General features: G+C 56.0%; 10 protein-coding genes. 3 read left to right on the forward strand and 7 right to left on the reverse strand.

All coding sequences use genetic code 11. The features are described 5' to 3' along the window. Positions 1-46: 46 nt before the first annotated feature. From glcF to ACFE33_RS13615, 3 genes are read right to left on the reverse strand one after another with little or no spacing between them, the layout of a single operon-like run. A complete protein-coding gene (glcF, locus tag ACFE33_RS13605; RefSeq protein ID WP_380054425.1) occupies positions 47-1,336 on the reverse strand; it encodes a glycolate oxidase subunit GlcF in 1,290 nt (429 codons plus the stop codon). Between the two features lie 3 nt (positions 1,337-1,339). Continuing rightward, positions 1,340-2,476, reverse strand: a complete 1,137-nt coding sequence (locus ACFE33_RS13610; protein WP_380054427.1) for an FAD-binding protein — start codon at positions 2,474-2,476, stop codon at positions 1,340-1,342. Next, positions 2,469-3,914: an FAD-linked oxidase C-terminal domain-containing protein gene (locus ACFE33_RS13615; RefSeq protein ID WP_380054429.1), complete on the reverse strand. Its 1,446-nt coding sequence runs from the start codon at positions 3,912-3,914 to the stop codon at positions 2,469-2,471. Before ACFE33_RS13615 ends, ACFE33_RS13610 begins: the two co-directional genes overlap by 8 nt. Before the next feature lie 89 nt (positions 3,915-4,003). On the opposite strand from ACFE33_RS13615, the gene ACFE33_RS13620 reads away from it, so the two are divergent. Together ACFE33_RS13620 and ACFE33_RS13625 are read left to right on the forward strand one after the other, a co-directional pair. Next, positions 4,004-4,705 (forward strand): DUF599 domain-containing protein, encoded by a 702-nt coding sequence (locus ACFE33_RS13620; RefSeq protein ID WP_380054432.1) that lies wholly within the window; start codon positions 4,004-4,006, stop codon positions 4,703-4,705. Then, complete coding sequence (locus ACFE33_RS13625) at positions 4,702-5,052, forward strand: hypothetical protein (RefSeq protein ID WP_380054434.1); 351 nt, start codon at positions 4,702-4,704, stop codon at positions 5,050-5,052. Before ACFE33_RS13620 ends, ACFE33_RS13625 begins: the two co-directional genes overlap by 4 nt. Here ACFE33_RS13625 and ACFE33_RS13630 read toward each other — a convergent pair whose 3' ends face one another. From ACFE33_RS13630 to ACFE33_RS13645, 4 genes are read right to left on the reverse strand one after another with little or no spacing between them, the layout of a single operon-like run. Continuing rightward, positions 5,053-7,131: a hypothetical protein gene (locus tag ACFE33_RS13630; RefSeq protein WP_380054437.1), complete on the reverse strand. Its 2,079-nt coding sequence runs from the start codon at positions 7,129-7,131 to the stop codon at positions 5,053-5,055. It abuts the gene before it with no gap. Continuing rightward, positions 7,132-9,921: a DUF4159 domain-containing protein gene (locus ACFE33_RS13635; RefSeq protein ID WP_380054439.1), complete on the reverse strand. Its 2,790-nt coding sequence runs from the start codon at positions 9,919-9,921 to the stop codon at positions 7,132-7,134. Continuing rightward, on the reverse strand, positions 9,915-10,796 hold the full coding sequence (locus ACFE33_RS13640; protein ID WP_380054441.1) for a DUF58 domain-containing protein: 882 nt from the start codon (positions 10,794-10,796) through the stop codon (positions 9,915-9,917). Before ACFE33_RS13640 ends, ACFE33_RS13635 begins: the two co-directional genes overlap by 7 nt. Beyond that, complete coding sequence (locus tag ACFE33_RS13645) at positions 10,793-11,800, reverse strand: AAA family ATPase (protein ID WP_380054444.1); 1,008 nt, start codon at positions 11,798-11,800, stop codon at positions 10,793-10,795. The genes ACFE33_RS13640 and ACFE33_RS13645 overlap by 4 nt, the downstream gene beginning before the upstream one ends. 60 nt (positions 11,801-11,860) lie before the next feature. Here ACFE33_RS13645 and ACFE33_RS13650 point away from each other — a divergent pair, with 60 nt between their 5' ends. Further along, on the forward strand, positions 11,861-12,484 hold the full coding sequence (locus ACFE33_RS13650; protein WP_380054447.1) for a DUF1285 domain-containing protein: 624 nt from the start codon (positions 11,861-11,863) through the stop codon (positions 12,482-12,484). Positions 12,485-12,502 lie beyond the last annotated feature (18 nt).

Genomic DNA, 12,502 nt, shown 5'->3' on the forward strand with positions numbered 1-12,502 from the left:
CACCTTCTTAACGCAGTTTTAGTTGCGACATAAGGCATGAATAAGGCTAACTCCGAGAAATCGCAGAAGGTATTGGACCGCCTGTTGCCCAATCCAAAAGCTCCACTGTATGAACAATAGGGACACCTGCGGCCTCCCCAATTTGCATCATACATCCGATGTTGCCTGCGGCAATAATATCCGGTTTGGTCGCCGCAAGCGTCGCGACTTTCCGCTCTTTTAGTTTGCCACTGATTTCAGGCTGCAAGAGATTATACGTCCCCGCCGAGCCACAGCAGAGATGCGGATCGCTTGGCTCGACCACTTCAAAACCTGCTTTCTTTAGCAATGCCTTGGGATGTGATTTTATTTTCTGCCCGTGCTGAAGCGAACACGCCGAATGATACGCAACGCGCAAATCGGACTGGGCGGTTTCAGGCAATTCAAGCTCCATGACAAACTCGCTCACGTCCTTCGCCAGCTCAGAAACCTTCGCCGCATCCTCGGCCAGCGGATCATTTCGGAACATATGCCCGTAGTCCTTGACCGTCGTGCCGCAGCCAGAGGTATTGATGATAATCGCGTCCAACCCTTCAGAGCGCTGTTCCTGCATCCATACCTTGATATTCTGCGCCGCGCTGGCGTGGCTTTTGTTTTCCTGCCCCATATGGTGAGTCAATGCCCCGCAACAGCCCATACCTTTGGCAATAACAACGTCACAACCCAACCGCCGCAACAGACGAATGGTGGCATCGTTAATGTCGGTATTCAGCGCCTTTTGCGCGCAACCAGTCATCAATGCGACCCGCTTCTTGCGCGGCCCGATTGCGGGGAAAACCTGTGCATCATCATTTCGGCTCACGGGGGGAACGTGTTTCGGAGCCATTTTCAACATCGCCTTCAGCCGTGCATCTGGCATGAGAAACGCGAACGGACGCCCGATCTTAGCCCCCAAAAGCGCAATCCGAAAACGCATGGGGTGCGGTAGAATTTGCGCCAACGTCCACCGCAGGAAACGATCCATCGCGGGCCGTTTGTATGTCCGCTCAATGTACGCGCGGGCCTGATCAACGAGGTGCATATAGTGAACACCCGATGGGCAGGTTGTCATGCATGCCAAACAGGAAAGGCAACGATCTACGTGCTTTACGGTCTTGGCATCCGCAGGGCGGCCACTTTCGAGCATATCCTTGATGAGATAAATGCGGCCGCGCGGACTATCGAGTTCGTCGCCCAGTACCTGATAGGTCGGACAGGTTGCTGTGCAAAATCCGCAATGCACGCAAGCGCGAAGGATTTCGTTTGAGCGCGCAATCTCTGGATCGGTGAGTTGTTCGGGCGTGAAATTGGTCTGCATCGTTTATCCCATCAGTCCAGGGTTAAGGAGGCCGCGCGGGTCAAAGCGCTGACGAAGCCCGTTAGAAATCTCTGCAAGCAACGGCGGCTCTGGAGGAAAAGCTGCGATTGCACTTACTTCGGGCCCAGAGCGCACCAAAGTTGCATGCCCCTCGAATGTGCCGAGACTTGCACGTAGGTCCGTGCCACTTGGCGTCAGAGCCCATACAAGCCCCCCCGCCCAATCAAATATAATGTGGCCACCAGCAATCTCTGCCAAGCGTGCTGCATCACGAGGCACGCAAGAAATGCGCCACACATCGCCTGCTTTTTCATGGAAATCTTCTACATCGCGAACACGCCTCCATGCTGCTTCTACGCTCTCTGGGTCGGTTTCGATTTGTACACCTGCCTGATCGGCAAACAATGCGCGGACCGCATCAGCGCGATAGGCAACCGAACCTTCAAAACCTTCTATCCGAAGCATCGTCACCGCATGCCCGTCCAATCCGTCTGGCAAATGCGCGGCACCAGATACTTCGTAAGGAGAGCCCATCGCACGCGACATTGCCGCAATTGCCTGCTCATTCGTTAGACCATTAATCATCACAATTGCCACAGCTTCGACCTGCGGCAATACCTTGAGCGAAACCTCACTTAGAACTCCGAGTGTCCCGTGGCTTCCTGCCATGAGCTTCACCAGATCATAGCCCGTTACGTTCTTCATGACACGGCCACCGTTCTTGATGATGTTGCCTTGGCCATCGATGAACCGCGCTCCGAGAAGGTGGTCCCGACATGCACCAACCTGTACGCGCCTCGGCCCAGAAATATTCGCGGCGACAACGCCTCCGATCGTTGGCGTACCGAGTGTGCCAAGCAACCCGCGGTGGTCCATCGGCTCAAACGCCAATCGCTGGTTTTCCGCAGCAACAACGCGCTCGATCTCGGCAAGTGGCGTGCCGGATTTTGCCACCAGAGTGAGCGCGCCGGGATCATATAGCGTCACGCCGGTCAACGCAGATGTAGACAGAGCCGTGTCCGCCTCCACCTGCCCCACCGGTCGTGTCCCGCCGCCAATAACACGCAGCGGCACTTTAGCATTAGTTAGGATTTCGGATATTTCTGCTTCGGAAGTTGGTAGGAGCACTTGATTATCCATTTGCCGCTGCCTCGCGCCGCGCTTCTGTCACTGCCAAGGGAAAAACCTTTGCAGAATTCAGAAGCCAATGAGGGTCGAAAACATCTTTGACCCACAATTGAGCCTCTAAGTCGGTTTCCGAGTATTGATCCAGCATAAGGTCGCGCTTCTCTACGCCCACACCATGCTCGCCCGTCAAACAGCCACCCACTTCGACACAGAGCCGAAGGATGTCGGCCCCCAAAGCCTCGCATTTTTCAAGGTCGCCTTCCTTGTTCGCATCAAACAAGATCAGCGGATGCATGTTCCCGTCGCCTGCGTGGAATACATTTGCAACCTCAAGCCCATAAGTAGCCGAGATCTCTCGAATACGGCGCAGAACCAGCGGAAGCTCGGACACAGGGATCGTCCCGTCCAAGCACATATAATCGTTGATTTGCCCCATCGCGCCAAAGGCAGATTTGCGACCAAGCCAGATCGCTGCACTTTCTTCGGGTGATTTGCTTTCCCGAAACTCGACGGGATTATGGCCCATGGCGATCTGTTTGATCAGGCCCAATTGATAGTCGATCTCCGCATCACTTCCTTCGACCTCAACAATCAAGAGTGCCTCGCAATCGGGATAGCCCGCCTTTGCAAAAGCTTCGCAGGCACGAATGCAAGGGCGATCCATGAACTCAATGGCGACAGGCAGCACGCCAGCCTTGATAATATCACTTACACAAGCCCCCGCGACCTCGTTGCTGTCAAAACCGATCAAGACAGGGCGCGCGCCTTCTGGCTTGGGTAGAATGCGCAGCGTGGCTTCGGTGACGACGCCCAACTGTCCTTCGCTCCCGCAAATAACACCCAAGAGATCCAGCCCGCCCGCATCCATATATGCGCCGCCAATGTCTACGATTTCGCCATCCATAGTGACCATCCGCACACCAAGGAGGTTATTGGTGGTCACCCCATACTTCAGGCAATGCGCACCGCCCGAGTTCATGGCGATGTTCCCCGAAATCGCACAAGCAAGCTGGCTGCTGGGATCAGGCGCATAAAAGAAGCCATTATCCTCGACCGCCCCTGAAACGCTCAGATTGGTACGTCCCGTTTGCACGCGGATAAAGCGATTATCGTAATCGGTTTCAAGCACAGCATTCATTCGCGCAACACCCAGCACAACACAATCCGCCGTCGGGAGCGCCCCGCCAGCAAGCGAAGTCCCCGCGCCGCGCGGAACCACTGGCACTCGCTCTTCGGAACACAATTTCAGAACCTGCGCGACCTCCTCAGTGGTTGAGGGCAAAACCACGCACATCGGCGGACAACGATATGCCGTCAGCGCATCGCATTCATAGGCGCGCGTTTCGTTTTCGTCATGAATCACAGCCCCCTTGGCCAGCACCGCTTCCAATCGCGAAACAATGTGTTTTTTGCGCTCAATCACGCGGGTATCAGGGCGGGGCATTTCCATCGCAGGCACCTCAATTCATTAATTGGTAAAAAAATATAACCAATTTTTCCGACTAGCAACCCGCAATCGTAGCAGCTATTGTAAAAGTCATGGAACTCCTTGCTAGACTTGCATATTTTGAGGTTTTGGATGGCATAGCGGTTGCCGTTATGCTGCTCAGTTGGATTGCGATCGGCTGGAAAATCGAAAATCCTTCGCCGAACAACCCCTCAGTTTCCATTATAATGGCCGATTACCGGCGAGAATGGATGCTGCAATACATCACGCGCCAGCCACGCATTTTTGATGCGACGATTCTGTCGACTCTGCGCATGGGCACCACGTTTTTTGCCTCTGCGTGTATGATTGGGATCGGAGGCGGACTCGCGCTTATCGGCAATCAGGAGAAACTTCTAGGGCTTGCGGAGGATCTCACACTGGATCGCGAACCTGCCGTCGTTTGGGAAGTGAAAATCCTGCTTGTACTGCTCATTCTGGCGAGTGGGTTCCTCAAATTTGTGTGGTCCCATCGTCTCTTTGGGTATGCCGCCGTTGTGATGGCCGCGGCGCCGAACGATGCCGACGATCCGATGGCGCTCAAGCGGGCCAAACAATCTGGTGAGATAAATATTACCGCCGCAAGGAGTTACAATCGCGGCCTTCGAAGCATATATTTTGCATTAGCCGCGCTGGCTTGGATGTTGGGAGCAATACCGTTGATTATTGCGACATTCATGACGAGCGTGGTCCTTTGGCGGCGTGAATTTGCGTCGCATTCACGTATGATATTACTCGAAGGATGGAAATCATGAGACTCGCTATCACCTGCTTGCTGCTTTCAGCTGGCGTTGCAGTAGCGGACCCCGCCGAGATCACCAACGTCCGCGCGTCACAGCACGGCGACACATGGCGTTTTGACGTAGAGATACTTCACCCCGATACGGGCTGGGATCATTATGCGGACGGCTGGAAGGTATATGCCCCTGATGGAACGCTCCTTGGCGAACGTCCTTTGGCGCATCCGCACGAGAACGAGCAGCCCTTCACACGTACTGTTTCAGGCATCAAAGTGCCCGATGGTGTAGATCATGTGATGATCCACTCGAACTGCAGTGTAGATGGCGAAACGGCCAAACCGTACCGCGTTAAGCTAAGATAATCAGCGCCGCCCTTCGCGAAGCCAAGCCCCCACAACAAGCCCACTGATCAATACAAACAATAGCCACGCCGGCACGAACGGCGTGACGGAAATCCCTGTGGTGACATAGGCCTCTCTCGGAACGAATCCAAACCAGCCTGCCCCCGCTGCATTACGCCCCGCGCGTATGGTGCGCGCATCGGGTATGCCGTTTTCCACTCGCACGATTCCACCGCGCGTGGAATTTACCAGTGGCGCAACGACGTCTGCGGTCCCGACAGTCTCAATAAACTCTCGTGGCGCGGCAGGACCAAGCGCCACGACTGTTGCGTGATCGCCCTGTGTCAGGCGATACAACCCCAAATCCTCGCCTTCATACTGTGCCTCAAAACGTCCTGGTTGGGTTTGCGACAAGTTTATTTGTTCCGTGGCGCCGTCGGGCTTGGTGATAATTACGGGCAGGTTTGCGTCGGACTCTTCGCCACCAAGTGTGCGCCGCACGATGGTCATTTCGGTGCCGGCGGCCGTTGCTCTTAGCGCTTCTTCCTCGAGTTCTGGCTCCTTCATCATCCAATGCGCCAACCGCCGTAACAGTTCAAGCTGCGGACCACCGCCATCAAACCCGCGATGCCAGAGCCACGCGTGATCGCTTGCCAGCAACGCTACGCGCCCTTCTTGAACGCGATCCAACTGTAGCAGCGGCGATCCATCGCCTCCGGACATAAGCGTATGCCCAGCCTTAGGGCCAACTTCTACCATCCGAAGCCACCGCCCCCAATCTGGCGTGTCTCCGTTTTGCAGGCCTTCGGTGACAGGGTGCTTTTGTCCCAGTTCAGTCACTTGCGGACGGAATTCCTGCTCAATCAAACGCGCGGTCGGCGCCGCAGGAAGTACATCCGAGAGCGCCGAGAAATACAGACTTTCGACCGAGGCAAAATCTGGCCCCGCCGCAAGCAGCACCGCGCCTCCGCGCCGCACGTAATTCGCGATATTCTCAAGATACGCAGCGGGCAAAATCCCGCGCCGTTTGTAGCGGTCGAAGATGATCAGATCAAAGTCGTCGATCTTTTCGAGGAACAACTCCCGCGTCGGGAACGCAATAAGCGACAACTCAGAGACCGGCACGCCGTCTTGTTTTTCAGGCGGGCGCAGGATCGTGAAATGAACCAGATCAACCGAGCTGTCAGACTTCAGAAGATTGCGCCATGTTCGCTCGCCCGGATGTGGCTCTCCGGATACGAGCAGAACACGCAATCGATCTCGCACACCGTTGATTTGCAGAATAGCCGTATTGTTGCGATCCGTAAGTTCGCCCTCAGCGGTTGGGACAGTGAACTCAACAACATTCATACCACCGTGCGAGAGCGTAAGCGGAATGTCGAGTTCCTTACCAATAGGAACGTCAAAGACCTGATCGGGTCCGCCATCAACCGACACCAGCAGCTTGGCCAGCGGTCCTTCAGTTGCAGGAACGGCTCCTTGGTCTTCCACCTTAATTGCAAGCGTAACCGGCTCTCCGATGATGCCAAAACCGGGGGCTTTGGACAGTACCAACCGCCGATCCCAATCGGTTTGATAGCCGCTCAGGGCCGCGTGAATTGGGGCTGGCCATGTGTTGCCATCCAATACTTCTTGTGGCGGAATGTCGTGGGCCTGCCCGTCGGTCAGGAGCACAATTCCGGAAATGCGCGCCTGTGGTAGCTCTGCGATGGCTTCGTTCAAGGCAGCGAATAACGCGGTTCCGGAATCCGCCGCGCCATCACCAAGCTCCACTTCGTGCAATTCGGTATTGGGAAGCGTCGCGAGTTTGCGGCGCAATTCGATGAGCGCACGGTCATTTTGCGCTGTGCGTTCTCCGATAGATTGGCTCGCGGATTTGTCACGAATAATCAGAACAATATCCGACAGCGCCTGCCTATCTTCGGATTGAACCGACGGGTTCAACAATGCAGCCAGCAAGAGCACGAGCCCCGCCGCGCGCGATGGCCAGCCCAATAGCCCACGCCAGACGAAAAAGCCAAGCGCAATCAGAGAGATCAAAGCGCCCGCATAGATCAAACTCAACGGCAGAAGTGGGTCGAATATAATACTCTGTGTCATCTACTGTCCCAACCTATCCAGCAAATCGGGAACGTGGACTTGGTCGCTTTTGTAATTCCCCGTTAGGACGTGCATCATCAGGTTTACACCAAAACGAAACGCTATCTCACGCTGTCGATCACCTGCGCGCCCGCGTCCAACGGTGAACATACGGTTGCCATTCGGCGCCATGGCCCACGCCGCGGCCCAATCATTCGCACCGATCACAACGGGCGTAACACCATCGTTTAGATTGCGAAATGGCATCCCCTCAGCCCGCTCGGCATTTGCGGGGGCCGCTTCGACCCAGACGGGCGGCCCAACGTATCGGCCTGGCGCGTCTTGAAGTAGATAGAAGCTGCGATTTAGGACGTGATCGCTCGGGAGTTCTTCGAGCGGCGGCACATCAAGCTGGCGCGCCAACATCCGCAGGCGTTTGGTATTGGCGGTAACGCTTGTGAACTGCTGCTCATCCGCGTCCTGCGTATCAAAGAGAATAAGTCCGCCCTTGTGCAAATACCGATTTAGCCGCGCATAGGCCGCTGGCGTTGGGATTGCCTGATTTTCTGTGACGGGCCAGTATATCATCGGGTAAAATGACAGCTCGTCCGTTTCAAGGTCGATGGCAATCGGGTCGGCTGGCTCTATGGATGTGCGCTGAAACAGGACCTTTCCAAGCCCCCACAAGCCCGCACGCGATATTTCGTCAACCTCTGCGTCGCCCGTAAGGACATAGGCCATAACGACCTCGCTTGTTGCGGCATAGGCCTTGTCGTCAAGCGGCGGCAGTTCCTCTTGGGCCTGTGCGCGATCGACTCCGACGAGCGCCAGCGCACCGAATACGACCATCGCCCGCGCTGCACGCGCCCCACGGAAACGGCCCGACACCCATAGCGACGCCATGCCATCCAACAAGAGTAACGCCAGAGCAATTCCAAGCAGTACCCCCTTAAGGTGTTGCTCTACTTTGCCCTGCCCTCGATCGACCACCGCATCAGAAGGCCAAACGCTTGGGCTTAGCGTCTGATCCGGCAAGAGCACATTTCGCGCGATTTGGCGGTTTTCGTTCCCATATAGCCCGGGCGGCAACTGTGCCGACACCACTGCATCCGCGAGCGTTTCGCCCTGTATCCCACCCAGATTACTTGGCGGCGGCGCGAGTTGTCCGTACCCGTCGAGAACCTGCAACGGCGTCCAAACGGTGCCGCGCAAATCCTCTGGGTCCAGCTGATTTGACTGTGTTGATATCGCCAAACGCTCCATCATTTGCACAAATAACCCTGAGAGCGGGAGCGTCGACCAATTCGCACTTGCGGTGACGTGGAACAGAACAATCTGCCCTTGCCCCAATGTCTTGCGGGTGACAAGCGGCGTGCCATCTTCGAGGCTCGCAAGAACGCGTGATGCTAGGCTTGGGTCCGGTTCGGCGACGACCTGAGAGGTAACGACAACGTCGGACGGTATCTCAAGCCCAAAGAAGGGTGATTCAGCAGGGAATGGACGCAATTGTCGTGGCGATCCCCAACTCATCGCGCCGCCGATGCTACGCCCACCAATGCGCAGACGAACAGGCATCAAAGGGTCCTCTTGGGCGCGACTGACATCGCTTGCTGCAAGACGAGGACCAGCAAAACGAACCAGTAGTCCGCCCTGATTTACCCATTCTTCAAGCGCCACCTCGTCGCGATCCGCAAGCTGCGCCACGTCTGCCAAAATAATCACATCTGGCCGCGCCAAAAGCGCATCTGCGATTGCCCCATCCACAAGATCCGCCGAAGGCACCAGCGCCTGTCGCAAATAATGCAGTGGATCAAGCAAAGCGAGTGCTTCGTCTTCGCTATCTGACGAGAATAACGCGACTTCGCGGCGCTTTAGGACATCATCAGCAAGGCTCGTCGCTCCTGCCGAATTATGCCCCGTGATGCGAAACTGCGTCACGCGATTCCGAAGCTCGGGCGGCAGGGTGAATGTCGCGACTGTCTCTCGTTCGCCCGCGACAAATTCGGCGGCGGCCTGTGCCAACACACGTTCAACTCCCGACGGATCAGACCCGATTGCGCTAAGTTGAACTTCCGCGTCACTTCCGTCAAATGTACGCAAGACAGGTACACGAATATCGCCACCTTCAAAAATCGGCCCCGCAAGCCCATAGACCGTTGCGGAGGGTTCGATAATCCGAACACTACCGAGGTCTGTGAGCACTTCGTAAAGATCGGCGCGCCCTTCACGGGCAACTCCGTCTGAAAACCACACCACATGCATCGGGCCATTGTCGGCAAATTCGGCAAGCAGTTGTTCCGCAGAGGCGTCATCGGGTCCCCATGGCTTTGGGGACATAGAAGGCAGCCTGTCGATGATATTCTCCGCAGCTTCAAATACGGGCACTTCGTTTGGCAGATCGGCAAGCGAGATGTAGGCCGCTAGCGTGCCGTTTCGCGCAGCATCGGCCAAAACGCCGCTCAATTGCTCTTGGCGACGCGACCAATTCGGCGCAGAGGCCCAGCTTGAATCCGCTATGATCAGGATGTTGCCATCCTCGTTCACTTCATCATTCTGTGGATTAAGGAGTGGTTCAGCGAAAGCGATAATAACAGCCGCAAGAGCAAAAATCCGCAGCAACAGTAACCACCACGGCGTGCGCTCGGTCTGATTTTCGTCGTCCTTAAGCCCGAGCAACAAACCCACCGCCGGAAACTTGCGAACAACTGGCGCAGGCGGAACAGCCCGCAACATCCACCACAAGATCGGCAAGAGGATCAGCAATAACAGAAACGCTGGTTGCGCAAATCCAAGTGGTCCGAGCGTCAACATGGCATCCCCTCGCTAACAGCGCGGTACAGCCACAATAGAGCTGGAAGCGGTGCCGTGTCGCTTTGATAAACCGAGAATTGCCACCCCGACGATCGCGCAAGCGAGCGCAACATATCCTGACGCTGCGCCAGCCGATCCTTATAGCGGTCACGAAGCCCCACGGCCTTGAGAGTTTCGTGCCGCAACGTGCCGGCGGGGCTTTCGAATACGCTTCGTCCCTCATATGGAAACGCTACTTCATGTGGATCAAGCACTTGAAGCATCGCGCCGCGAACACCGTGTGACTGAGCATTCGCCAACAAGGTCTGTAGCGGCTCTGGATCCCCCAGAAAATCGGACATCAAAACGATCTGGGTGTTACGCTGGAGCCGCTTGGCAAACGGCGCACCAAATTCGGCAGGGTTTTCATTAATAAGCGCCGCAGCGAAACGGTTAAGCGCACCACGGCTTGCACTGGCGGGTTCTGCATCTCCCAATAATGAGATGCGCTCTCCTCCGCGATGCAGCAGCACGGCGGTTGCGAGGGTCAGAAGTTGAGCCTGATATGCCTTATGCGGAACATTCTTGTCTGAGGAGAACCGCATACTCGCTGATGAATCGGCCCAGAGCGCGACGGACTGCATCGCCTGCCATTCCTTTTGACGGATAAAATGCGTATCCGAACGCGCAGAGCGCCGCCAATCGATATCACGAAGGGAATCCCCAGCAACGGCTTGGCGGTATTGCCAGAATTCATCGCCCGCGCCGCTGCGTCTTCGACCATGCTCTCCTAATTGGATAGAAGCCGCCAGTTGCTCCGCCGCGGCGAGCAATCCAGGCAACGCAGATGCAAGGCCCTCTGCCCGATCGCGCTGTATGGTGGCGGCATGTGTCACGCGGCTTTACTCGCTTCCAGTATTGCCGTGCAGGTTTGGGAAATGATGCTCGGCAGTGTTTCACCCTGAGCCCGCGCCGCGAACCCAAGCGCCATACGATGCGAAAGCACAGGCTCAGCCAACGCCACGACATCACCAATATTCGGTGCAAGGCGGCCCTCCAAAAGTGCCTGCGCGCGGACCGTCATCATAAGCGCCTGTGCCGCGCGTGGTCCGGGTCCCCACGCGACATTCTCACGTATGAATGCGGGCGCGGTTTCATCGGCTGGCCGACATGCCCGCACCAAATCAAGAATCGCCTCGACCACTTGTTCGCCAACGGGCATCCGACGCAAAAGATTTTGTGCCTTGAGAAGTTCACCCGCCGAAAAGACCGCCGAAACAGTCGCGTCCTCGGTGCCCGTGGTTGCCAAAACAATCGCGCGCTCTGTCTCGCGGTCGGGGTAATCGACGTTGATCTGAACAAGGAAACGGTCAAGCTGTGCTTCGGGGAGCGGATAGGTGCCTTCTTGCTCAATCGGGTTCTGCGTAGCGAGAACATGGAATGGCGCCCCCAATGGGCGTTCTTCGCCTGCTATGGTGACTACTTGTTCCTGCATCGCCTGAAGGAGGGCTGATTGCGTGCGAGGGCTGGCGCGGTTGATCTCATCTGCCATGAGAAGCTGACAGAATATCGGGCCGTGAATGAACTTAAATGCGCGCGTTCCGTCGGCGTTGGTATCAAGGATCTCAGAGCCCAAAATATCGGCGGGCATCAAATCGGGCGTAAACTGAATACGGTTCCCCGCAAGACCCATAACTGTCGATAAAGTATCAACTAATCGCGTTTTCCCCAATCCGGGAAGGCCGATCAGAAGCGCATGGCCGCCGCACAATAATGCCGCCAGAGACAAATCCACGACGCGCTCTTGGCCGATAAATTTACGGGTCAGATTCGCTTTGGCTTCGCCGAGTTTTTCGCTCAGGGCTTCGATCTCTGCGACTAGATTTTCCGTATCAGGCATGCAACCGCTCCGTTTTTATAATATACTCTGTATTAAAGGCGCAATTTCAGCGGGGTACAAATGACAAAAGCGAAATCTGATGAAAAGATCGTGAGAACGCCGTCCGAACCGTCGGCTTCCGAGCTTCCAAACACCCTGATTGCCGCCGCGCGTGAGGCTGGCAAAAAGGGTCCGGCGCCCGTGCATCTATGGAATCCGCCGTTCTGTGGCGATCTGGACATGCGAATTGCGCGGGATGGAACATGGTTCTATTTGGGCACGCCCATTGGCCGTCACGCGCTGGTTCAGCTATTCTCGTCAATCCTGCGGCGTGATGGGGATGATTACTTCCTTGTGACGCCCGTTGAGAAGGTCGGAATTACCGTCGACGACGCCCCGTTTGTCGCGATTGACTTTGCCGTTGAAGGTGAGGGCGAAGCGCAATCCATCACCTTTACGACTCATGTGGGTGATACAGTCACGGCAGGCCCAGAAGCGCCCATTCGTATTGATTTTGATCCTGACACACAGGAACCAACGCCCTATGTCTTGGTGCGCGCAAACCTTGAGGCGCTCATTGACCGCAAGAGCTTTTATCGACTGGTTGATCTGGGAACATCGCAAGACGTTGATGGAAAAGAGTTTTTCGGCATTTGGTCACAAGGCACGTTCTTCCCACTGATCGATCAGAAAAAATTAGGTTAGCGCCACGTAAAGGCTCCT

The sequence above is a fragment of the Falsihalocynthiibacter sp. SS001 genome (assembly GCF_042445055.1).
Classification (GTDB): Bacteria; Pseudomonadota; Alphaproteobacteria; order Rhodobacterales; family Rhodobacteraceae; genus Falsihalocynthiibacter.